Source organism: Acinetobacter sp. PFS20 (assembly GCF_052261015.1).
Lineage (GTDB): Bacteria > Pseudomonadota > Gammaproteobacteria > Pseudomonadales > Moraxellaceae > Acinetobacter.
Map to the genome: position 1 here is coordinate 435,621 of NZ_JBPVZE010000001.1, position 21,691 is coordinate 457,311.

Genomic DNA, 21,691 nt, shown 5'->3' on the forward strand with positions numbered 1-21,691 from the left:
ATGTAGAAAATTAGAGAAATATTGTTCGTGCATCCATACGCTCCTAATTTACAGCGCGTTTTATTGTTTGGGCTGTTTTTTATTTTGATTTTTTTAGGATTTAATATCCTGAAATATTTTATTGTTCCTGTACTTTGGGCTGCCATCATTGCTTATATGACTTGGCCTATTTATTTAAGAATTCAACGTTTTTTTGGAGAAACCCGTAATACTTTAAATGCAACTCTAATGATTAGTCTGGTCATTTTGGTTGTTGGCGTTCCTTTTACATGCGCTATTTTTATTTTGCAGCATGAAGGCCGCAACTTATATTTTGACTTACAACGTCAGGTTTTTTCAGGTCATTTAAGTGTCCCTGATTTTATTCGTGATCTTCCGTTTGTTGGAAAAGAAATCTCTCGTACACTCAATGAATTAAATAATGATCCTAATAGCACGATTCAAAATGTTGCAGCTTGGGTACAAAGCCATTTAAGTTATGGCCGTGTACTGCTCGGTGAAATTAGTAAAAATATTGTCAAACTTGGCTTTGCCGTATTTAGCCTATTTTTCTTCTACCGTGATGGTCAAATGATTTTGTCTCAGGTGAGTAAAGCCTTAGAAATGGTTATAGGCCCCCGTATTCACCATTATCTCGATACGATTTCTGAGACGACTCGTGCTGTAGTCTATGGCGTAGGTTTAACTGCAATTGCTCAAGCTGTTTTAGCTGGATTAAGTTATTTCGTAGCAGGTGTTCCTAACCCAATGGTACTTACCATTGCTACTTTCTTATTGGCTTTAATTCCATTTGGTACACCAATTTCCTATTTAGGTGTCGGCCTATGGTTGTTCTCTCAAGGACAAACTATGGAAGCAATTGGTGTAGTGGTTTGGGGTGTAGTGATTGTTAGTAGCTCAGATAATGTGATTCGACCACTTGTGATTTCTGGTGCTACAAAAATTCCATTCTTATTAATCATGTTTGGTGTGTTAGGTGGTATTGCTAGTTTTGGATTGGTAGGTTTATTTATTGGACCTGTAATTCTGGCTATTTTACTGGCAATTTGGCGTGAATGGTTACATGAAACCATTGAGCCTGAACCTATGCCTAAAACGACTATGATTTATGATTCTGAAAATGAATCTTCTAACGACAAAGATTGACGTATTTATTTAATTTAAAAATGTTTCTAGATACAAATTAACTATTTAAATTAACTTGTAGGTTAAACCTTCGTTTGTTTGAATCAAACAATCATATATATTTATAAGGACATCCGATCATGCAGATGTTTAATAAAATTGGCGCAGTCTGTGCGCTTACAGCTTTTTTTACGGTTGGCTGTAGTTCAGTCACAAAAACTGTATCAGATACAGCTCAAGCATTAACGACAATGCATACGAAAAAAGTAGTTGATGTAAATGAAGTAACCGCTAATGGTATTGGTAAAAAAATCGGTACGATTAGCTTTCAAGATAGCGATAAAGGTTTAATTATTACCCCTGCTCTTGCTGACTTACCAAGTGGTACACGCGGCTTTCATATTCATGAAAATGCCTCTTGTGAACCAGCTGTAAAAGATGGGAAACCGGGCGCTGCTTTAGCTGCTGGTAGTCACTATAACCCGAATCAAGCTCCTCATCACGGTACCCCAACAACTGGCCACTTAGGTGATTTACCTGCTTTAGTAGTCGATAATACTGGTGTTGCAACGACTGCTGTGATCGCACCTCGTTTGAAACTTGCTGATCTTCAAGGTCGAGCTATCATGATTCATGCTGGTGGCGATAACTATTCAGACTCACCTCTACCTCTCGGCGGTGGCGGAGCACGAATTGCATGTGGTGTGATTAAATAATTTATGTTTTTTTCAAATTGTGGGTATCTAAAAAGATATCCACAATTTTGTTAATTTATTGATCGTTACAACTTGATTTAAGCCTAATAAAAACTCAAAAAATGACTGACTTTTGTAGATAAACAGAATAATATTTTTGAAGTAATAAAAATTTAAAGTTACATACTGCTTTCTCACGTATTCTCTAATTTAGAACAAAAGCCGTGAACTATCTGACCCAAATATTTAATAGTTTTAAGACGAATTCCATTTTAATTTATTGCCTGCAAATTTTGATTGTACTCACAGGCACAACTTTGGGTTTACTATGGTTAGGCCATAACGAGCTCATCGTTCCTGTGACTTTAGGCGCGATTGCAGCAGCATTAACCGACTTTGATGATCGTTTAAGTATTCGATTACGTAATTTGGTTTACGTCTGCCTCCTCTTTTTTATAGTCAGTAGTATTCTTGGCTTTCTAGCTCCTTACAAAATTTTCTTTATTTTATATCTCTCAATCTCAAGTGCTTTTTTTATTTTATTAGGCGCTTTAGGACAACGTTATGCCACAATTTCGTTTGGCACTATTTTGCTTTCCATTTATAGCATGTTCGGTTTAGGAGAATATGCGCACTGGTACCAACAACCTACTTACTTTGTTTATGGGGCTTTGTGGTACGGTTTCACATCTATCTTGTTTTTTATTATTAAACCCACGCTTCCCTTACAAGATAAGCTCTCACAAATTTTTAAAGAAATTTCTGTTCTACTACAAGCAAAAGCACGTTTGTTTGATCCCGACAATAAAGAAAACGTAGAACAACTTTTATATGAACTATCCTTACAAAATACGCAAGTTGCTCAAAGTCTCAATCAAATACGAAGTTCCCTGCTCACTCGACTCAAGGCTTCTAGGGTTAGTAATAAAAGTATCTATTGGCTAAACCTGTATTTTTTTGCGCGGGACATTCACGAGCAAGCAACTTCGAATTATTTACATTACGAGCATATTCAACAGAACTTCAGCCGTAGTGATCTTATTTTCCGTTTCCAAAAAATCCTGCGCCTACAAGCACAAGCGTGCCAAGATCTAGCTCAATGTATTTTGTATAATCGGCCATCTCAGCCTTCGCAAGAAAGCCAGACCGTATTGAACCATTTGGAAAGTTCTTTAAAGGACTGGATACAGCAGCATCCACAAAACTTTGAAGTTAAAAATTTAAGACTTATTTTTGATAATTTAAAAGGGATGCATGAACAGTTTGAACAACTACAATATGCACAGCCCTTCCCTGAAAATAATACCCAAACAAGACAAGAACACTTAAATTTACTTGATGATGATATTCAAGGGTTTTCAGATCTGATCTTAAAACTCAGGCAACAACTTACACCACAGTCAGCATTGTTTAGACATGCCATACGAATTGCAGTGGTTTTCGCCGCAGGTTATGCCATTTCGTTATTACCATTTGCTCAGCATGGCTATTGGATTTTACTGACTAGTTTATTTGTCTGCCAGATCACTTATTTTGCGACTAAAAGCCGACTTAAACTAAGAACGATTGGCACCTTACTCGGTGTTTTATTAGGAATACCTATTCTATATTTTGTACCGAGTATTGAAGGTCAGCTCATCATTACGATTATTTGCGGAGTCTGCTTTTTCTACTTACGGCAAAAGAAATATGCATTGGCTACGCTTATGGCCACCCTCATGGTGCTGTTAATTTTTAACTTAAAAGGTGCTGGCTACAGCATTATTTTGCCTCGAATGATAGATACGCTATTAGGCTGTTTTATTGCATGGCTTGCCGTAAACTTTATTTGGCCTGATTGGAACTTCCGCAATATTCCTAACAATATTAAGAAAAGTAGTAAAGCGACATTAGATTATTTCAATGTAATTGTTGAGCAATATCAATATGGCAAAAATCAAGATATAGAGTACCGTCGAATTCGTCGTGCTGCCCATAATGCTCAAATCGAGCTATCGAACATGATCTCGAGTTTAAGTGCTGAACCGAATCCAAATCCTCAGCTCATTCATTACGCTTTTCGCTATTTGGTTTACAGCCATAGCCAGCTGAGTTATGTGGCAGCGTTAGGTAGCCAACGACAGAAAATTGATGAAGAGCAGATTTTACAATTATTACTCCGTTGCCAAGAAATTTTGAGCCAGAGTGTTCTTGAGCAAACCCTACCCGACCACACACTTATTTATCAAATATTACAAGAAATTCAAGACTTAACAGCTCAAGAACAGCTATCTGAGAAATACACCTTAGTCTTGAAACAAATCAGTTTATTGTTAGAAACATTACCAGAATTGCTGATGCTTAAAGACAAGCTGTTAGAGCAAGAAATTACCTAATATAAAAAATACCGGAATATAAATTCCGGTATTTTTTTATCTAGTTATTACCTTGTTGTTGCCTCTCTTGCATTTCCTGCTTTAAAGCACTTCGTGGTTGAGTAAACCAAAGAGCAATAAAAGCAAATGCAGATAATACAAAAGCCCATAAATGAAATTGCGTATAGAGGTAACGTACCAGCTCAATCATTGCAAAGAAGCTCATCATCAATAGCATCGAAACGGCCGCCGCAACAGTTCCTTTTGAAACTTCAGATGACATGAGTGCAAAGCGATATAAGACTGAAAAGCTAATTCCCTCACCAAAACAGATGAGCGTCATGCCTGTAAGCAAACAAGGAATTAAATAGGTTTGCCACACCACACCTAATATTAAAATGAGTGTCCCAATCAGCATAATCGGTAAGCCAATTAGAATAGTTTTACCTAAAGCTAGACGGTCAATAATTTTAATTAAAACAATATTGCCTACAATGAGACCAACAAATACTGGAAATTGAGCTAAACCATATTGCACACTGGTGAGCTTTAATTCATCTACCAAAATGATTGGAGATAAAGCGATCCAAAGCATTAAAGGCATGCCGACCAACGGTAAGGCCAGACTTAAGCCTAAAAAACGGCGGTTAGTAAACACTTTTTTAAAATCATCAAAAAGATAACTAAAAGGTTGTCGAGTTACACTGGCTTGCTGACTTGGCATCTGTTTTTTCAAACCGACCCAACTGAGTAATGCCAATACAGCAATGGCGACAAAGCCCCAATGCCAAGACACATAATCAATTAAAAAGGCTCCAAGTACAGGCCCCAACAAAGGTGCAAGCAACGAGATATTTGCCATGAGTGCCATAACTTTAATTGCATCACGCTCAGCAAAACTCTCTTGAATAGCGGCATAACCGACTGCGGAGATTACGGTTAAGCCAATTCCCTGCAAAAATCTTAATGCTAGAAACTGTTCTATTTGCCGCGTTAGTAAAATTAAGAAGCAGCATAGAGCAAAGAACAAAACCCCTGCTAGCAGTACTTTTTTACGTCCGAGACGATCTGACAATGGTCCAAGTAACCACGCAACTGTAGCGCCACCTAATAAATAAAATGACATTGAAGATGGAGCCCAAGTTGCACTTACACCAAAATCTTCAGTAATTGCCAACATTGCTGGCTGAATAAGGTCATTACCAATATAAACCGCAAATTCAAATAGCACTAAGGCCAAAGGAAACATCAACGTTGTACGGTTCAACGCTGTCGTTTGAATATTTTTCATGAGTTGTACACTTCAAAATAGCGGCCAGAATGTCTCAGCAACTACATATTGAAATAAATAATGTAGTCATGACAATGACAGTATGGTCTATCAATCTTTAGTTAAGTTTTTATATGCCGTGAGAGTGCATGTTTAGAATGTGAAACACCGTATTCACAAGGTGTCTAAAACGAGAAAAAATGTATGACGTGAGATTCGGTAATTTTTACCAATTGGCACAATTGCCGAGCGCAACAATAGCACTTTTTAAATTGATCAGCAATCATGCAATTTCAAGAAGCTTAAATTTTAGTTTTTTGCACTAAAAGACCCACAAATTCTGGTTGTGCACAAACCCAAAGTTATCCACATATTCGATAAAAAATTAAGCACTAAGGACAAGGATTAACTTGAAAGTCTGGGGCATCTTGTCCTTGCGTACATTGATAGCTTTGCTTTTTATTTACAATTTTCCAGACTTGTTGGTCTCGCTTTAATAAATATTCTGTACGGACTTTCGTTATTGCATCTTCGCTCGGATCTGTCTGTAAAATAGTGACTTGAGCATTAGAGGGATCATCGGCAGCATTCATTTGCTGTGAAATATCCAAATTGTTTGCATCATTTAAAAGATCGGGCTGATCAAGTAATACCGCTTGTATCGGGCTATCAGCAAGTTGAGCAGAAGAATTTTTTGCTGGGGCTCAAGCCGTTAGTGCTACAAGGCTAAAAGCAATCAGCAAACTCATTTTTCTCATACGTGATCTCTTAGATTTACCCAAACTTAATGCTAAAGACTACAAATAATTTTTTCCGTTCTACTTTGTAAAGTATGCATCTTTAATGTGGAAAAATAAAATGATGCATCAAATCAATATTAGTGACTTTTAATCAATAATATTTTTCCTATTCATGCATTTTTCAACAAGAGTAAATTCCGTAAAGTACACATCAAATTTAGGAATTTAATTAGAGTGACTCTCATGAGTAAGATTTTAGTGATTAATGGTGCCAAACAATTTGCACATTCAAATGGTGAATTAAATGACACATTAACCACACTCGCAACGACCCATCTCACGGAACTTGGCCATGAAGTTCAAATGACCCGTGCCGATAGCGATTATGATGCCGAAAATGAAGTTGAAAAATTCTTATGGGCAGATGTCGTTATTTACCAAATGCCAGGTTGGTGGATGGGTGCGCCTTGGACAGTTAAAAAATATATCGATGATGTATTTACTGTAGGTCATGGTTCACTTTATGCAAATGATGGTCGTAGCCGCTCTGATGCTTCAAAAAAATATGGTTCAGGTGGTTTAATTCATGACAAAAAATATATGCTGTCACTCACCTGGAATGCACCAATGGAAGCATTTGATGATGTAGATCAATTCTTCCACGGCGTAGGCGTAGATGGTGTTTATTTACCATTTCATAAAGCTAATCAGTTCTTAGGCATGAGCACATTACCGACTTTTATTGTAAACGACGTAATTAAAATGCCTAACGTTGATAGTTATGTTGAAGAATATAAAGCACACTTAAATAGTGTATTTGCAACAGCTTAATAAGGAGAAATCCATGCTAACCATTATTGCAGAAATTCGCACCAAATCAGCTGGGCAGCATCGTCAAAATGTGTTGGATGCTTTTCAAAAAATTATTCCAACTGTTTTAGCCGAAGATGGTTGTCATGGTTATGAACCTTTAATTGATCATATATCGGATGCCAGCTTTCAAACTAAAGAGCCTGACACGATTGTGATGTTAGAAAAATGGGAAAGTGTTGCTCATCTTGAGGCACATTTAGCTACACCTCATATGCAAGCGCATCATGCAGCCGTTAAAGACGATGTCATTGATGTCAAAATTAAAATTTTAGAAAGCGGCGTATAATTTAGCCCATAAAAAAAGACGATATATTTATCGTCTTTTTTTATATTTTAAGAACAAAGCTGTGTTTGGAACCCTCTAGAGCCTTTCCCTCTCGCACACTGATAACTTTTTTGCTTATTCTGCAACTGCCACTTTTCATCGACTAATTTAAATGCATATTCTGTTCGAATAGCAGAGACGGAGTCATCCATTAAACCTGTTTGAATAACAACGATACGAGAAACAGTTGGAGATTCTACTCGGTTAAACACTTGCTGAACTGAGGTGTTATTGTGCTCTTTTGCAATCTCTGGTTGAGCTTTAAGTACTTGTTGCATTGGGGTCTCGGAACCCACAAAAGGAATTAATTTACTGGTCGTCGCACACCCAGTGAAAAGTCCAGCACAGAGCGCTGAAATTAAAAATAAACGTTGCATTTTTATCACCAAAAACAAAAGGCATAGCTTTATGATGCTATGCCTTGCTCAGTTACTCTGTAGAAACTATGTAGTTCTAAGGATGGCTACTCTTTTACAGACCAAATAATTGTTCTTGCCCACGCAACTTTAACAACAATCGTTTGATAAAATTAATTTCTACTACACATAACAAATAGGATCATTATGCAACTGACTTATGCGGGGCAAGTTTTCTTAGTGGTCGTTGCAGTTTTGATGATTTGGTCATTTGTACTCACCAAGTTTTGGGTCAAGCGTTTAGCTAAAAATCGTAAAAGTAGTAAGTTTGAATTCGTTTATTTATTTGCCGTGGTTTTTAGTATTAGTGCTTTATTTTTCCCATTTACTTATTGGGTTTCTCAGGCAGTCTACGGCTTAGTAACTAAACCGACTTACGATGCAACTGTGATGAGTTATACTTCTGAATGGGTAGATACGGAACGTACCGACTCAAATGGGCGTAAATATAAAACTAAAACACTCATGCATACTGCTCAGGTTCAATTTAAAGATAATCAAAACAGAACTCTAACTTTAGATAATTCAGTTCGCTCTGGGGATGTGCCTGTAATTGGTGAACATATTACTGTTGTTTATAAATCAGGTGATCACACCGCGCAAGAAAAGAGCTGGCGAACAATTCTATTGTTTGCAGCCGCTTTATTTATGCTGTTTATTTTAGGTTATGTATTGCTTATGATTATTGCCTATAGTCTAAAGCGCGACATGGAACCCTACAAAACATTTGCTAGCACGTTAATTTTTAAAGTCACGCTTCCACTTGGAACAATGGCGATGTTTTCGATGTTGTCTTATTCTATTTTTGCCTATTTCTTTTTAGGTAATCCAAGGAATTTACCTCTGTGGGCCATTGCGCTTTGTAGCTTTTTTGCTCTTAGTCTTTTACCGTTGATTTATCATATTCTGACGGGTTGGAAAGCGTACAAGAAATAGAACTTTTAATAAAAAAGCGCATCTTACGATACGCTTTTAACAGAAATTCTTTTATTCAATCAAGTATTAAAGATCAAACAATTTACCTGGGTTCATCAAACCGTTCGGATCAAATACTTTCTTCAAAGCTTTCATATATTCAATTTCTTCAGGCGAACGTGAATATTCCAAATACGGCTTTTTCGTCATACCTACGCCATGTTCGGCAGAGATTGAACCATCATATTTTTTCACGGTATCAAACACATATTTATTCACAACCTGACACTTCGCAAAGAACTCATCTTTGGTTAAGTTTTCAGGTTTCAAAATATTTAAGTGCAAGTTGCCGTCACCGATATGACCGAACCAGCAAATTTCAAAATCAGGATAGTTCTCTTGAACAATTGCATCAATCTCACGAATAAACGCAGGTACATGAGTAATTAATACTGAAATATCATTTTTGTATGGAATAAACGGCGCAATTGATTCAGAGATATCTTCGCGTAAACGCCATAAACTTTCTACTTGGTCAAGGCTCTGGCTCATTACACCATCAAGTACCCAACCCTGCTCCATACAATGCTCGAAGATTTCCATTGCTTTATCGAGAATCGGCTCATATGGTGCTTCAAACTCAAGCAATACATAGAACGGACATTCAGTTTCAAATGGACGTTGTACATGCCCGTGGTCTAAAACTTTTTGCATTGCAAGTTCACCAAAGAACTCAAATGCAGTCAAATCGATATCTTTTTGGAACGCATGTAATACAGGCATTACTGCATCGAAATCTGGAACACCTAAAACTAAAACTTGTAAATTTTGTGGTTGACGCTCAAGTTTAATTTCCGCTTCAGTCACTAAACCTAATGTACCTTCACCACCAATAAACAAATGCTGCAATGCATAACCAGTTGCATTTTTAACCATGCCTTTGTTTAAACGTAAAATATCACCTTTACCAGTGACAACGGTTAAACCAAGCACCCAATTACGTGTCATGCCGTATTTAATAACTTTAATACCACCGGCATTGGTACCGATATTACCGCCAATCTGGCTAGAACCCGCTGACGCGAAATCAACCGGATAATACATACCTTGCTCTTCAGCATAGTTTTGCAATTGTTCAGTCACTACACCAGCTTGCACTCGTACCATACGATCTGCTGGGAAGAACTCAAGAATCTGGTTCATTTTGTCCATGCTAATGACAATTTCACCATTGGTTGCTACCGCACCAGCAGAGAGACCAGTACGACCACCTGACGGTGTAATCGCGATATTAAACTGGTTCGCAAGCTTTACAACTGCCTGAACTTGTTCAGTGGTCGATGGAAAAACGATGACCGATGGGTTCGGATTAAAATGCTTGGTATGATCTTTACCCCAGTTTTCGAGACTATCAGCATCGGTTTTAATACGGTTTTCACCGACGATTGCTGTTAATTGGGTGAGTAACTCAGGTGTTAAAGCGACTGGAGCATTCATCGTTTGCAGACCTAGCAAGAAGTAAACTATGGTGGGACTATGACTTCATATTTTCAGGGTTTTCACCTGAGCAAAGCCATAATGTTCAAGGAACTCCTATATTCTACATGCAACAGCTCAAGCGATAAAGTTCAGAATAGAGATACTGTCACTACAAAACATGTTTAACGTAAATAAATGCTTTTCTATAGGACTTTCAGAGAAAAATCGCATTTAAATCTCATACCAACCCTATTCTAAATGACTCACAAGCCATAAATAGAAGTGATTAGACATAGATAAAATTGCCATAAGACGATGGCGCAAACGAAATATCTATAGTACCGACCATTATGTTATGATAGCGCCACCAAATTTGGCCTTTGTAGCGGAGCCGTAATGAGCCAACATCTTTCACTACCTAAAGATAAAATCCGTTTCCTTTTGTTAGAAGGCGTTCACCAAAACGCAGTCGATACTCTAAACGCTGCGGGTTACACCAATATTGACTATCGCAAAACTGCTCTTGAAGGCGAAGCGCTAAAAGAAGCTGTTAAAGATGCTCACTTTATTGGTATTCGTTCGCGTACCCAATTGACTGAAGAAGTTTTCGAAGCTGCAAATAAATTGATCGCAGTGGGCTGTTTCTGTATCGGAACAAACCAAGTTGATCTTAAAGCAGCTATGGCACGTGGTATTCCTGTATTTAACGCACCGTATTCAAATACGCGTTCGGTTGCAGAGCTTGTACTTGCTGAAACGATTCTTCTTCTTCGCCGTGTTCCTGAAAAATCGGCGGCTTGTCATCGTGGTGGTTGGGACAAGTCTGCTGTCGGTTCTTTCGAAACTCGTGGCAAAACTTTAGGTATTGTAGGTTACGGTTCCATCGGTTCTCAGCTTTCTGTTCTTGCTGAAAGCTTAGGTATGCATGTGATTTATTATGATGCAGTAACTAAATTACCAATGGGTAATGCTCGCCAAGTTGGTTCGTTAGACGAACTTTTAGCGACTGCTGATGTAGTTACATTACATGTGCCTGATGTTCCATCTACACGTAACTTCTTCACTAAAGCACAGTTTGCAAAAATGAAAGAAGGCGCAATCTTCCTAAATGCTGCACGTGGTACATGTGTAGTGATTGAAGATTTAGCAGATGCCATCAAATCTGGTCATATTGCTGGTGCAGCGGTTGACGTATTCCCTAAAGAACCAAAAGCAAATGGCGAAGAGTTTGTTTCTCCACTTCGTGGCTTAGACAATGTGATTTTGACTCCTCACGTTGGTGGTTCAACCATGGAAGCGCAAGCAAACATCGGTTTAGAAGTTGCAGAGAAATTTGTTGCTTACTCTGACAAAGGTATGACACTTTCTGCGGTAAACTTCCCAGAAATCGCGTTACCATTAACTGCTGGCCAACACCGTTTATTGCACATCCACAAAAACGTACCGGGCGTATTGTCTAAAATCAACAACTTGTTTGCTGAGCAAGGCATCAACATTTCTGGTCAATCACTCATGACTAAAGGTGACATCGGTTACCTCGTAATGGACGTTGACGCTTCTGCTTCTCACGAAGCTTTAGATATGTTGCATGAAGTTGAAGGTACAATTCGCGTGCGCGTATTGTTCTAATACGAACTGTAAATTTAAAAGCCACAGCATTGTCTGTGGCTTTTTTATGGACATTTACATTATCATGTGAAAAGTATACCAATCGATCAAATAATAAAATGTCCAGTTCGAACCAGAAATCTCAGCTACATGCGTTAGGTTTTCTTATTCTTGCCATGTTAAGCGTTCAAAGCAGCGCATCTTTAGCTAAATTTCTGTTCCAGAGCTTTCCTACCCTTACCGTTTCAGCAATGCGCTTATGCTTAGGTGCAATTATTCTGGCCTTTATTTTTAGAATTTGGCGAATTAATTTTAGTCAGGTTCGTTGGAAAGCTATTTTAGCGTATGGCTTTGCTCTTGCAGGAATGAACGCACTTTTTTATCTGTCAATTGAACGGTTACCCATTGGTATTGCAGTTGCTTTTGAATTTATTGGCCCCTTAAGTGTGGCCTTATACCATGCACGCCAAAAATATGATTTTGTCTGGGTTAGTTTAGCAATTGTTGGCCTCATATTACTTTTCCCTTTCAATCAGGCTCATAGTCTGGATTGGATCGGAGTATTATTTGCAGTTAGTGCGGGCGCATGTTGGGCACTTTATATTATTGCTGGACAGAAACCGTCAGGTATATCAGGCAATCACACTGTGTGTTTAGGAATGAGTGTGGGCGCATGCATCTTATTACCCATTACTTTTTTCTCAGGCTCAATAGGGCAAGTTATAGAGCTCCCCTATCTTGTTTATTTTATTGGTTTGGCAATTTTAGCCAGCGCATTACCGTTTTCTTTAGAAATGCTAGCCCTACGTAATTTAACGCCCTTAAGTTTCGGAACATTGATGAGCCTAGAGCCCGCAGTTGCTGCACTTTCTGGTTTTATCTTTTTAGGTGAGTATTTGTTATGGAATCAATGGTTGGCACTTGCAACAATTATTGCAGCTTCGGTCGGTTGTACCATAACTACCCAAAAAGCACGTCAGGAACGTGAAAAAACTGTAAGTTAAATCGACTAAAACCACGAGTTTAAACATGGCATTCGCTATAATTAATCGTTGTTAGTTTTAAATAATATTAAATGAGTCCCTAGAGTATTTCCATGCAGAATCTTCCCATTATTGCTGTGCTATATATGATTCTGTCGATGGTCTCATATCAAATCAGTGCTTCATTTGCTAAACAGCTCATTGCAATATTAGACCCTCTTACCGTTACAGTTTTAAGGCTGAGTTTTGCAACGATTATTGTCGCGATCATGTTCCGCTCATGGAAAATTTGGTCACGCTTACCCTATTTAAAATGGCGTGATTTATTGATGTATTGCGCGTCTTTGGGTCTCATGAATATTTTATTCTATACGTCGCTTGGGAAGTTACCTCAAGGAATTGCCGTGGGCTTAGAGTTCATTGGTCCTTTAGGACTAGCTCTACTTTCCATTAAACAAAAGAGTGACTACATTTGGGTGGCATTTGCGATGTTAGGTATTGCATTGATGGTGCCTTGGCAAGACCCAACACAACACCACTTTTCCTATATCGGTGCTGCCTGCGCGCTAGGTGCTGGATTTTGCTGGGCATTCTATATTTATTTTGGTCAGAAAGTTGTGACCCAAAATATAGGGATGCATGCTTTAACCATTGGAATTGGATTATCTGCTCTAACCTTACTACCGATTAGCATCTGGCATAATGCTCCTGCATTACTTGAAACGCAGTATTGGGGTAAAGCTTTACTTATTGCTGTCTTAGCGACCGCTATTCCATATGCACTTGATTTAATGGCACTCAAACAGCTCACTAAATTAACTTACGGTACCCTAACGAGTTTAGCACCAGCATTGGCAGCATTAACGGGTTTCTTATTACTTCACGAAAAAATCAGCATGCTGCAATGGGTGGCTTTAGCTTGTGTAATGCTGGCATCGATTGGGGTGACTTTAAGAAGTACTAAAAAAGTAGCATAGTTAAATACTATTGCTGCTTTTTATACTTTTTATATTCCTTTAAATATTTATTACCCAGCGTTTCTTTTTCACTATCTTTAAGAATTTTTCCCGCCTGTTGAAAAAATTTATGCTCTTCTTCTTTTAAATGATGATGAACTTTTTCACTCAACTGTTTGGCAGTTGCTAACCAGCTTGGGCTACTCATATCGGTTTTTTCGAGCTGCTCAACCAACTCATCCATTTCATGATGCTCAGATAAAGCATGTCTCGTAATATCTAAACCGACATCATCAAACATTAAAGGAATATATAAATAACGGTCTTCAGCAACTGAATGGGCATAAAGTTCATTTTTTAATGCATCAAATAGTTCTTTTCTTTCTTCAGTTAAACCATGTGTCTGAATAAGTTGTTCAGAAAGGTTACGTTGATTTTCATGGCTTTCTCTTAATGCTTCGAAAATATTCATTCTCTTCCTCATTTTTTAGCTAAAAAATCTTTTTTATTTCAAGGTTTATCATACGTTGAAATTTATAATGTTTAAGTAGCTTAAAATGAGACTATTTTTTACACAGTTTTCTTTCTAGTAAACTTCTGTAATGATTTTTATATTTCTAATTTTAAATGATACATAAAAGTATGAACTGCATTTTAGGGACAGCTCATACTTTTTAATCTTATTTAACCCGTAACAAACATTTGATAGCCCAAACGGCAAATCAGAATACTCACCAAAATTAAAAAGATAATACGAACAAATCCACTACCGTATTTAAGCGCGGTACGTACTCCAACAACAGAACCAAGCACGTTTGCAACAGCCATCATTAAACCAATATGCAAAATAGCGTGACCTGTCGGAATGAGGAAACTCAAGGCAGCTAAGTTCGTCATAAAGTTACCGATTTTTGACAAAGCTGAAGCATGCAAGAAATCAACTTGTAAAAACCGGATAAAGAAGAAAATAAAGAAACTACCCGTACCTGGCCCAAAAATACCGTCATAAAAACCAATCGCTAAACTACCTATAGCGGCTAAAATCAGCATTTTATTGGTAATTTTTTGCTCAGTGTGAACCTGTCCGAAGTTCTTTTTAACTAGCGTATAAACGGCAATCACAATCAACATCACGAACACGAAAGGACGTAATACCGATTGAGGAATAAGCGATAGACAAGCTGCCCCAGCAAAAGAGCTAATCAGAGCACAAATGGCAATAACTGCTAAAAGCTTCCACTGCAATTTTACTTTCTTAGCAAATGTATAAGCAGCCGATGCAGTACCAAAAATGGATGAGACTTTATTAGTACCAATCACCGTAGCAGTCGACATGTTAGGAAAAGTGCTCATGATCCCGGGAATCTGGATGAGTCCACCGCCACCTACAGCAGCATCAATTGCTCCCGCAGTAAACGCAAAAAAGATCAAACTAAGGATAACATCCCATTCCATGCCCATGCTCTATACTCTACATCTACTACAAATTTAAGATACGCTTAGGTACCAACCGTTTTTTATCGGTAATCTCAGCTAAGCCTAAACAGCGCTCACCCGAAAAAACCAAAACTTCTGCTTCTGCAGAATGCTCAATATTGCTTTCTAAACCGTTGCAAAAATATTTTTCACGCCCTTCAGGCACCTGAATTTTGAGGAAATGGTCAACTGGAGCATAAACTGGAAGTAGTAAAGCTTCTCTTTGCTCTTCAGTTAAGCTTTCCAGATATTCAATGGTATAACTCGGAATAAGCTCAAAATGTCCTGTTTGAGTCCGGTTTAGCATCGTTAAATGCCCACCACAACCAAGTGCTTCACCAATATCTTCACCGAGTACACGAATGTATGTTCCTTTAGAACAAGTGACATCCAGAGTGATACTATTTTCAGTAAATTCAATGAGCTCTAAAGCATAAATTGTGACTGGGCGTGCTTCACGCTCAATTTCAATACCTTTTCGGGCAAGCTCATATAATGGTCTGCCTTCTTTTTTCAAAGCCGAATACATCGGCGGAACTTGTTGAATATCACCTCTAAATTTTTCTAAGGTTTGTTCAATAAGCTCTTGGTTAAGAACAGGAACGGAGCGTTCTTGTAGAATCTCACCTTCCACATCACCTGTCGTTGTGGTTTGCCCCAATCGAACAGTGGTTTGGTAGCGCTTTGTTGAGTCCAGCAAATAATGTGAGAACTTGGTAGCCTCTCCCAAACAAATCGGGAGCAAACCTGTCGCCAATGGGTCTAAAGCTCCAGTATGACCTGCTTTTTGGGCGCGGTATAACCAACGCACTTTTTGCAAAGCCGCATTTGAGCTGAGCCCTAATGGTTTATTTAATAGAAATACACCACTGATATGGCGACGAGAAATTTTTTGATTTTTTGTCGTCATTTTTACTGGAACACAAAGCTAGAAAAAAGTGCCGACATGTTAGCAAATTCGACAAGATATTTTCACAATATTTAGGTGCCTTTTCACTTATTTTATGGCACATTAATGATCGAGTAAAAAAACAACAAATTAAAACTTAAGGAAGATATCTTTATGCAAGGGATGCAGAAGAAGGTATTGTGGTGTGTGCTCGGATTTTTTATTTTGAGCCTCATTGCATGTGTCTATTGGTTAAGTCCTGACTCAAAAAACACATCAGCCCAAGTCAATGAAAACACAGCTCAAAACTTAGCATCAGCCCCATCCACAGATCATTCATCGCTAAATGAAGATGCGTATCATAGTAAAAGTCAGCAAGACACTGAAGTTAACTGCCAGTTAAAAATTGATAGTTCCCAACATTTAGTCGTTAACAGTCAAACACGCGACTGCTTTGAATATTTTATTACTCAATATGGCGAAAACGATTTAGAGCAGATCAAAAATCACTTTGGGAAATTTATTCAAGCACAATATTTAGAACCAGCACGCTCACAGATTATGGATTTATGGACCCGCTATTTAAAATATCGTGAACAGCTTGCTCAAATCCAAACACCTTCAGCAAAACAACAAGATAAAAATTATTTTCAAAAGATCTTTAATTCAATTCAAGATATAAGAAAACGTTTCTTTTCGACTTCTGAAATTGAAGGCCTTTTCTCGAGCGAAGATATCTATCAGAACTATACGCTAGATCGAATGCAGATACTTGAAGACTCCTCTCTAAGCGAAATTGAAAAAGCACGAAAACTTAAAGAACGTTTTGAAGAACTTCCAGAAGACTGGCAGCAAAACCTGCAAGAACTTTCTAAACTTGATGATTTACATACCCTGACCAAACAAATTAAAGCTCGTAAAGGTTCAGCAGAAGAGCTTAGACAAATGCGTACAGCACTCGTTGGAGCCGAGGCGACTCAACGATTAGAAACTTTAGATACAGAGCGGAATGCTTGGCAACAAAGGGTCACAAGTTATCTCGATGTTCGAGATGAAATTATTAAAAGTAACATGAGTGATAGTGCCAAAAATCAAGCTATTCAGCAGTTACGCCAACAACAATTCAATTCATCACAAGAACAACTAAGACTTCGAACTTTTGAAACGGTCCATGATCAGGGAGGTGAACTGCCATTTAATTACTAAGCCTTCCCTTTTTTGGGAATTGGCTAAACATTCACTAGCAGTAAGAAGCTGCTTTTCATACAAAATAAAAATAGTGAGTAAAAAATGAAAAGGAAGTTAATGTTTTTCTGCGCTGCAATGCTCTCAGGACTGAGTATTTCAGCGGCCCATGCAACAAATGCTGAACAAGTTAAAAGCTCGTTCGTTTATTCATCTTACGCGCAAACAAAATATCCAATGGTTTTTAATCATGGTATGGCGGGTTTTAACAGAATTGGAACAGATACGTTGGGTCTCGATTACTGGTACCAAATTCTTCCTGATCTTGCCCGCAATGGAGGAAATGTCTGGGCCACAAGGGTCTCACCATTTAACTCAACAGAAGTGCGTGGAGAACAACTTGCCCAGCAAGTAGAAGAGATTATTGCCATTACTGGTAAACCTAAAGTCAACTTAATCGGTCATAGCCATGGGGGTCCAACAATTCGCTATGTAGCCGGTATCATGCCAGAAAAAGTTGCCTCACTTACCACGATTGGTGCGCCTCATAAGGGATCACCAATGGCAGATGTCATTCTGAACGTTGAGGGTACTCCTCTGTCTGGACTGGCAACGTTAGTAAATTGGTTTTCAGCAGCGATTACTTGGGCAGGAGGTCTAGATCCGACTAGCTATCCGCATGACTCTTTAGCAGGCGCCCATAGCTTATCAACTAAAGGTTCAGCTCAGTTTAATACTCAATTCCCTATGGGTATACCAACCACTTCTTGTGGTGAGGGAGCATATCAAGAGAAAGGCATTTATATGTATTCTTTCTCTGGAAATAAAGCCTTAACCAATCCATTAGATCCATTTGATATTGCTCTTACAGGCAGTAGCTTAGTGGTCGATCCATTTGGTGATAATGATGGACTTGTTTCTCGATGCAGTGCCAAATTTGGTAAAACAATTCGTGATGATTACAACTGGAATCATTTAGATGAAGTGAACCAAGTACTTGGAATACGTTCTATTTTTGCATCAGATCCAGTCTCGGTTTACCGCCAACATGCAAACCGTTTGAAACTTCAAGGACTGTAATTTTTTAAAACAAAAAATGCGCCAAAAGGCGCATTTTTTTACTCGCTATAAGCTTACGCTTTACGAGCTGGTAATTTTTCACGAATACGTGCAGCTTTACCAGACAAGTCACGGAGGTAGTAAAGTTTAGCACGACGAACGTCACCACGACGTTTCACTTCGATTTTAGCAACAACTGGTGAGTGAGTTTGGAATACACGCTCAACACCAACACCGCTAGAAATTTTACGTACTGTGAACGCAGAGTTCAAACCACGGTTTTTCTTAGCGATTACAACACCTTCAAATGCCTGAAGACGTTCACGCTCACCTTCTTTTACTTTAACTTGGACAATAACAGTGTCACCAGGAGCAAAAGCAGGGATATCAGATTTTAACTGTGCATTTTCAACAGCTTGAACTAAAGGATGTTTACCACTCATTGTGGGAATCTCCAATATGTGCGGAGTCAGAAGAGGTCTGAAATTCCGCTGGGGATAGAGGCTAAAGCGCATATCAACCCGTTTATCTTTCCCTTTACGACAAAATGTCTATAAAGAGCCTTAGAATATACATAAAACTATTCATTAAATAGAATCATGCTTTAACTCGAAGCATTGCTTCTCGTATTTTTGCAGAACTTCCGTTCCTGAGAATAGTGGTTAAGAATTACCACCGCTCTCTTGTGCATCTTTTAGCCATTTTTTCTGCTGCTTATTCAACTCAACTTTCTCGGTCAACTCTGGTCGACGTTCTAAAGTTCGTTGATAACGCTGCAAAAAGCGCCATTTTTCGATATTGCCGTGATGTCCAGATTTTAAAACTTCTGGTACATCCAACCCTTCAAAATGGTCTGGCTTTGTATATTGTGGACAATCTAAAAGACCATCAACAAAAGAATCTTGTACTGCTGATTGTTCATCTGACATTACATTCGGCAAACGGCGAATAATACTGTCAAGTAACACCATAGCGGGCAGTTCACCACCTGATAAAACGTAATCACCAATTGACCATTCCTGATCAACATAATGCTGGATCAAACGCTCATCCACTCCCTCATAACGTCCACACAGTACAATTAAGCCGTCGTAATCAACAAACTGCTGTACTGCCTGTTCATTTAAAGTTTTGCCTTGTGGAGACATGTACACCACAGGAACATGAACATGTCCTGCTTGTGAGGCAAGCTGTTTGGCATGCGCAATTGCTTTCGCCAAAGGCTCAGCCATCATCACCATCCCAGGGCCACCACCAAATGGACGTTCATCCACTCTTCTGTAGTTTCCCTCAGCAAAATCACGAGGGTTAATACAAGTAACTTGTACGATATCTCGTTTTGCCGCACGTCCGCTGATGCCGTAGGCTGTAATCGCTTCAAACATTTCAGGAAAAAGCGTAATGACTGCAAAAAACATCACAGACTCCTCTATTTTCCTGCTGTATTAATCCTAAAAGGATTAATAATCTACGCCCCAATTGACGTAAATACGACCAGCTTCAAGATCAACACGTTGTACTACATCTTTATGCCAAGGAATCATGCGTTCTTCTGAATCAACGCTGTCTGGGGTAGCATGCACCACCATCACATCATTGGCTCCAGTTTCAAACAACTCATGAATTTTACCTAAGTTTACTTCCTGCTCTTCATCATCAAGACCAAACACTGTTAAGCCTTTTAAATCTGACCAGTAGTACTCATCTACATCTGCTTTTGGCAGTTGAGACTTAGCAATCCAGATATTAGCGCCAACCAAGTTTTCTGCTCCAGTGCGATCACTCACACCTTTCAAAGCAACAACTAGACCTTTGCCATGTGGTTTCCAACGTTTTACATCTATTGTTTGCCAACCTGCCTTGGTCTCAATGTACCAAGGCAGATAGTCAAACATGTTGCTCATAGGTTCTGTATTTGAATACACCCAGAGCCACCCATTCAATCCATAAGCTGAACGTAACTGTCCAATCTGAATACGATCTTCGGGAACATTCTGTGTTGATGTCATGGGCTACCTACTACAAAAAAATTATGCAGTAGCTTTTTTAGCTTGAGCAGCTAAAGAAGCAACACGTTCAGAAGGTTGAGCACCTTGAGAAACCCAGTGAGCAAAACGGTCTGCATCTAAACGAAGTTTTTCTGCTTGACCTTGTGCAGTCGGGTTAAAGAAACCAATACGCTCGATGAAACGACCATCACGTGCATTGCGACTGTCAGTCACAACGATTTGATAGAATGGACGTTTTTTTGCGCCGCCACGTGCTAAACGAATAACAACCATGATAAAAGCCTTATAATTCTTACGGATTATCCCTGCGCCGACCATCGGCAACACTTCAAACCCCTTTCATAGAGGGCGACATTCTACGTGATTTTCGCCCTGAAAGAAAGATTATTTTTTGAGTTATCCGCAGTTTTGAATTTAAAATTACTGTAGCCAATTTGATGCGGCAGATAACGCACAATCAGTTGCACCTTTTGCCCAAAATTTTTGTCCTTGATCATTAAGACAAATGATCCCATCATCAGCTTGAGAAGTAGTAGCAATAGGCGTAGCAGTTAACACCCAGCTTGAATCAGTTATGCTGACAAAAGCTAAGTTATATAAGGCTTGGCCTTGTTGAGGACTTACATTAGAGCCATAAATCGAATTAATAGTCGCATTTGATGGGTAACGATTGTGAACCATTTTTTCTGATTCTAATGTTTGGGCAATATTCATCATTTCAGATTGAACAGCTGTACGATGCCCTTTACGTAAATATTGCAAATATGAAGGTGTCGCTATAGCTGCTAAAATTGCAATTATTGCTACTACAATCATGAGTTCTATTAAGGTAAAACCATTCTTCATTGCCAATTCTCACTATTTGTTTCACATACATTGCAAGTGACTGTTCCACCACAGTCATTATCAACAGCCGTAGCTGTTAAACTTTGGCAACGCAAACCTGAATTCTTAGCAATAAAATTAAAGTTTCTGGAATCTGTAGTTGTCGCTTTAATGACCCATGTTTGCCCATTTGCAGCAGCATTCGTCAATAAATTTCCTGCCGTCGTATCATCACTAATTTCAATCGTATAACCACCCCGTGGCAAAGTTACAGATGTAGTCGTAAATCCTCTATAAGTAAAGTTCTTGGATTTATGTCGTTCCAACTGTTCTGCCAATTTTAGAATTTCACCTTTAGCAGCAGAGGCAGTCGCTCTGCGGCTATAACTTTGATATGAAGGGATAGCAATTGAAGCAAAAATAGCGACAATCACGATGACAACCATGAGCTCAATCAAGGTAACACCCTGATTAAAACGCAGAATATAATATTTATTCATCAGTCATCC

General features: G+C 38.6%; 23 protein-coding genes and 1 pseudogene. 11 read left to right on the forward strand and 13 right to left on the reverse strand.

The genetic code is table 11. The features are described 5' to 3' along the window. The first annotated feature begins 27 nt into the window (after window positions 1–27). The 3 genes from ACS125_RS02125 to yccS all read left to right on the forward strand — a co-directional run bounded on the left by ACS125_RS02125 (window position 28) and on the right by yccS (window position 4,195). The gene (locus ACS125_RS02125) at window positions 28–1,146 is read left to right on the forward strand and encodes an AI-2E family transporter (RefSeq protein WP_144732873.1); all 1,119 of its coding nucleotides are present in this window, start codon (window positions 28–30) and stop codon (window positions 1,144–1,146) included. 125 nt (window positions 1,147–1,271) lie between these two features. Beyond that, a complete protein-coding gene (gene sodC / locus ACS125_RS02130) occupies window positions 1,272–1,841 on the forward strand; it encodes a superoxide dismutase family protein (protein WP_081399460.1) in 570 nt (189 codons plus the stop codon). A 203-nt stretch (window positions 1,842–2,044) separates the two neighbouring features. Further along, window positions 2,045–4,195, forward strand: a complete 2,151-nt coding sequence (gene yccS, locus ACS125_RS02135; protein WP_443270287.1) for a YccS family putative transporter — start codon at window positions 2,045–2,047, stop codon at window positions 4,193–4,195. Window positions 4,196–4,235: 40 nt separating this feature from the next. Here the strand turns inward: yccS and craA are convergent, their stop codons facing one another. Together craA and ACS125_RS02145 are read right to left on the reverse strand one after the other, a co-directional pair. Next, the gene (craA, locus tag ACS125_RS02140) at window positions 4,236–5,465 is read right to left on the reverse strand and encodes a chloramphenicol efflux MFS transporter CraA (protein WP_443270289.1); all 1,230 of its coding nucleotides are present in this window, start codon (window positions 5,463–5,465) and stop codon (window positions 4,236–4,238) included. 371 nt (window positions 5,466–5,836) lie between these two features. Next, a pseudogene (locus ACS125_RS02145) lies at window positions 5,837–6,202 on the reverse strand (hypothetical protein). Between the two features lie 225 nt (window positions 6,203–6,427). On the opposite strand from ACS125_RS02145, the gene ACS125_RS02150 reads away from it, so the two are divergent. Together ACS125_RS02150 and ACS125_RS02155 are read left to right on the forward strand one after the other, a co-directional pair. After that, on the forward strand, window positions 6,428–7,015 hold the full coding sequence (locus ACS125_RS02150) for an NAD(P)H-dependent oxidoreductase (RefSeq protein ID WP_443270291.1): 588 nt from the start codon (window positions 6,428–6,430) through the stop codon (window positions 7,013–7,015). 13 nt (window positions 7,016–7,028) lie between these two features. Beyond that, on the forward strand, window positions 7,029–7,343 hold the full coding sequence (locus ACS125_RS02155) for a putative quinol monooxygenase (RefSeq protein WP_443270293.1): 315 nt from the start codon (window positions 7,029–7,031) through the stop codon (window positions 7,341–7,343). Window positions 7,344–7,390: 47 nt separating this feature from the next. Here ACS125_RS02155 and ACS125_RS02160 read toward each other — a convergent pair whose 3' ends face one another. Continuing rightward, the gene (locus tag ACS125_RS02160; RefSeq protein ID WP_174745578.1) at window positions 7,391–7,759 is read right to left on the reverse strand and encodes a hypothetical protein; all 369 of its coding nucleotides are present in this window, start codon (window positions 7,757–7,759) and stop codon (window positions 7,391–7,393) included. A gap of 186 nt (window positions 7,760–7,945) precedes the next feature. On the opposite strand from ACS125_RS02160, the gene ACS125_RS02165 reads away from it, so the two are divergent. Continuing rightward, window positions 7,946–8,734 carry a xanthine permease gene (locus ACS125_RS02165; RefSeq protein ID WP_443270296.1) on the forward strand — a complete coding sequence of 263 codons (789 nt, stop codon included), beginning with the start codon at window positions 7,946–7,948 and terminating at the stop codon, window positions 8,732–8,734. Between the two features lie 66 nt (window positions 8,735–8,800). On the opposite strand, the gene ACS125_RS02170 is transcribed toward ACS125_RS02165, so the two are convergent. Continuing rightward, window positions 8,801–10,210, reverse strand: coding sequence for an FAD-binding oxidoreductase (locus ACS125_RS02170; protein ID WP_004789757.1), 1,410 nt, complete (start codon window positions 10,208–10,210; stop codon window positions 8,801–8,803). A gap of 378 nt (window positions 10,211–10,588) precedes the next feature. Between ACS125_RS02170 and serA the strand changes: the two genes are divergently transcribed. From serA to ACS125_RS02185, 3 genes are all read left to right on the forward strand, one after another. Continuing rightward, window positions 10,589–11,821 (forward strand): phosphoglycerate dehydrogenase, encoded by a 1,233-nt coding sequence (gene serA, locus ACS125_RS02175; RefSeq protein ID WP_004789759.1) that lies wholly within the window; start codon window positions 10,589–10,591, stop codon window positions 11,819–11,821. A 98-nt stretch (window positions 11,822–11,919) separates the two neighbouring features. After that, window positions 11,920–12,804 carry an EamA family transporter gene (locus ACS125_RS02180; protein ID WP_151988669.1) on the forward strand — a complete coding sequence of 295 codons (885 nt, stop codon included), beginning with the start codon at window positions 11,920–11,922 and terminating at the stop codon, window positions 12,802–12,804. Window positions 12,805–12,896: 92 nt separating this feature from the next. Then, window positions 12,897–13,760, forward strand: a complete 864-nt coding sequence (locus ACS125_RS02185) for an EamA family transporter (RefSeq protein ID WP_443270299.1) — start codon at window positions 12,897–12,899, stop codon at window positions 13,758–13,760. Window positions 13,761–13,767: 7 nt separating this feature from the next. On the opposite strand, the gene ACS125_RS02190 is transcribed toward ACS125_RS02185, so the two are convergent. The 3 genes from ACS125_RS02190 to truB form a co-directional block, all read right to left on the reverse strand. After that, a complete protein-coding gene (locus tag ACS125_RS02190) occupies window positions 13,768–14,211 on the reverse strand; it encodes a hemerythrin domain-containing protein (protein ID WP_001019905.1) in 444 nt (147 codons plus the stop codon). 212 nt (window positions 14,212–14,423) lie between these two features. Continuing rightward, on the reverse strand, window positions 14,424–15,200 hold the full coding sequence (locus ACS125_RS02195; RefSeq protein WP_005301047.1) for a sulfite exporter TauE/SafE family protein: 777 nt from the start codon (window positions 15,198–15,200) through the stop codon (window positions 14,424–14,426). Between the two features lie 19 nt (window positions 15,201–15,219). Next, window positions 15,220–16,125, reverse strand: a complete 906-nt coding sequence (gene truB / locus ACS125_RS02200; protein WP_151826477.1) for a tRNA pseudouridine(55) synthase TruB — start codon at window positions 16,123–16,125, stop codon at window positions 15,220–15,222. 153 nt (window positions 16,126–16,278) lie between these two features. Here truB and ACS125_RS02205 point away from each other — a divergent pair, with 153 nt between their 5' ends. After that, window positions 16,279–17,310 carry a lipase secretion chaperone gene (locus ACS125_RS02205; protein ID WP_443270304.1) on the forward strand — a complete coding sequence of 344 codons (1,032 nt, stop codon included), beginning with the start codon at window positions 16,279–16,281 and terminating at the stop codon, window positions 17,308–17,310. Window positions 17,311–17,427: 117 nt separating this feature from the next. Next, window positions 17,428–18,369, forward strand: coding sequence for a lipase family alpha/beta hydrolase (locus tag ACS125_RS02210; RefSeq protein WP_081399246.1), 942 nt, complete (start codon window positions 17,428–17,430; stop codon window positions 18,367–18,369). A 53-nt stretch (window positions 18,370–18,422) separates the two neighbouring features. Here ACS125_RS02210 and rplS read toward each other — a convergent pair whose 3' ends face one another. From rplS to ACS125_RS02240, 6 genes are all read right to left on the reverse strand, one after another. Then, the gene (gene rplS / locus ACS125_RS02215) at window positions 18,423–18,791 is read right to left on the reverse strand and encodes a 50S ribosomal protein L19 (protein WP_004789772.1); all 369 of its coding nucleotides are present in this window, start codon (window positions 18,789–18,791) and stop codon (window positions 18,423–18,425) included. 219 nt (window positions 18,792–19,010) lie between these two features. Then, on the reverse strand, window positions 19,011–19,766 hold the full coding sequence (trmD, locus tag ACS125_RS02220) for a tRNA (guanosine(37)-N1)-methyltransferase TrmD (protein ID WP_005301033.1): 756 nt from the start codon (window positions 19,764–19,766) through the stop codon (window positions 19,011–19,013). A 42-nt stretch (window positions 19,767–19,808) separates the two neighbouring features. Next, window positions 19,809–20,357: a ribosome maturation factor RimM gene (rimM, locus tag ACS125_RS02225; RefSeq protein ID WP_004789777.1), complete on the reverse strand. Its 549-nt coding sequence runs from the start codon at window positions 20,355–20,357 to the stop codon at window positions 19,809–19,811. A 21-nt stretch (window positions 20,358–20,378) separates the two neighbouring features. Beyond that, on the reverse strand, window positions 20,379–20,630 hold the full coding sequence (rpsP, locus tag ACS125_RS02230; protein ID WP_000260334.1) for a 30S ribosomal protein S16: 252 nt from the start codon (window positions 20,628–20,630) through the stop codon (window positions 20,379–20,381). Window positions 20,631–20,777: 147 nt separating this feature from the next. Beyond that, complete coding sequence (locus ACS125_RS02235; RefSeq protein WP_440203189.1) at window positions 20,778–21,203, reverse strand: type IV pilin protein; 426 nt, start codon at window positions 21,201–21,203, stop codon at window positions 20,778–20,780. After that, window positions 21,200–21,682, reverse strand: a complete 483-nt coding sequence (locus ACS125_RS02240) for a type IV pilin protein (protein WP_004789780.1) — start codon at window positions 21,680–21,682, stop codon at window positions 21,200–21,202. The genes ACS125_RS02235 and ACS125_RS02240 overlap by 4 nt, the downstream gene beginning before the upstream one ends. Window positions 21,683–21,691: the final 9 nt, after the last annotated feature.

Excerpts from the sequence above, each read along its gene's own strand:
- trmD (WP_005301033.1), bottom strand. The coding sequence starts at position 19,766 with ATGTTTTTTGCAGTCATTACGCTTTTTCCTGAAATGTTTGAAGCGATT.
- ACS125_RS02185 (WP_443270299.1), top strand. The coding sequence starts at position 12,897 with ATGCAGAATCTTCCCATTATTGCTGTGCTATATATGATTCTGTCGATG.
- ACS125_RS02205 (WP_443270304.1), top strand. The coding sequence starts at position 16,279 with ATGCAAGGGATGCAGAAGAAGGTATTGTGGTGTGTGCTCGGATTTTTT.
- serA (WP_004789759.1), top strand. The coding sequence starts at position 10,589 with ATGAGCCAACATCTTTCACTACCTAAAGATAAAATCCGTTTCCTTTTG.
- rplS (WP_004789772.1), bottom strand. The coding sequence starts at position 18,791 with ATGAGTGGTAAACATCCTTTAGTTCAAGCTGTTGAAAATGCACAGTTA.
- rimM (WP_004789777.1), bottom strand. The coding sequence starts at position 20,357 with ATGACATCAACACAGAATGTTCCCGAAGATCGTATTCAGATTGGACAG.
- sodC (WP_081399460.1), top strand. The coding sequence starts at position 1,272 with ATGTTTAATAAAATTGGCGCAGTCTGTGCGCTTACAGCTTTTTTTACG.
- ACS125_RS02190 (WP_001019905.1), bottom strand. The coding sequence starts at position 14,211 with ATGAATATTTTCGAAGCATTAAGAGAAAGCCATGAAAATCAACGTAAC.
- ACS125_RS02165 (WP_443270296.1), top strand. The coding sequence starts at position 7,946 with ATGCAACTGACTTATGCGGGGCAAGTTTTCTTAGTGGTCGTTGCAGTT.
- ACS125_RS02235 (WP_440203189.1), bottom strand. The coding sequence starts at position 21,203 with ATGAAGAATGGTTTTACCTTAATAGAACTCATGATTGTAGTAGCAATA.
- craA (WP_443270289.1), bottom strand. The coding sequence starts at position 5,465 with ATGAAAAATATTCAAACGACAGCGTTGAACCGTACAACGTTGATGTTT.
- truB (WP_151826477.1), bottom strand. The coding sequence starts at position 16,125 with ATGACGACAAAAAATCAAAAAATTTCTCGTCGCCATATCAGTGGTGTA.
- rpsP (WP_000260334.1), bottom strand. The coding sequence starts at position 20,630 with ATGGTTGTTATTCGTTTAGCACGTGGCGGCGCAAAAAAACGTCCATTC.
- ACS125_RS02240 (WP_004789780.1), bottom strand. The coding sequence starts at position 21,682 with ATGAATAAATATTATATTCTGCGTTTTAATCAGGGTGTTACCTTGATT.
- ACS125_RS02170 (WP_004789757.1), bottom strand. The coding sequence starts at position 10,210 with ATGAATGCTCCAGTCGCTTTAACACCTGAGTTACTCACCCAATTAACA.
- ACS125_RS02180 (WP_151988669.1), top strand. The coding sequence starts at position 11,920 with ATGTCCAGTTCGAACCAGAAATCTCAGCTACATGCGTTAGGTTTTCTT.
- ACS125_RS02160 (WP_174745578.1), bottom strand. The coding sequence starts at position 7,759 with ATGCAACGTTTATTTTTAATTTCAGCGCTCTGTGCTGGACTTTTCACT.
- ACS125_RS02195 (WP_005301047.1), bottom strand. The coding sequence starts at position 15,200 with ATGGGCATGGAATGGGATGTTATCCTTAGTTTGATCTTTTTTGCGTTT.
- ACS125_RS02210 (WP_081399246.1), top strand. The coding sequence starts at position 17,428 with ATGCTCTCAGGACTGAGTATTTCAGCGGCCCATGCAACAAATGCTGAA.
- ACS125_RS02150 (WP_443270291.1), top strand. The coding sequence starts at position 6,428 with ATGAGTAAGATTTTAGTGATTAATGGTGCCAAACAATTTGCACATTCA.
- ACS125_RS02155 (WP_443270293.1), top strand. The coding sequence starts at position 7,029 with ATGCTAACCATTATTGCAGAAATTCGCACCAAATCAGCTGGGCAGCAT.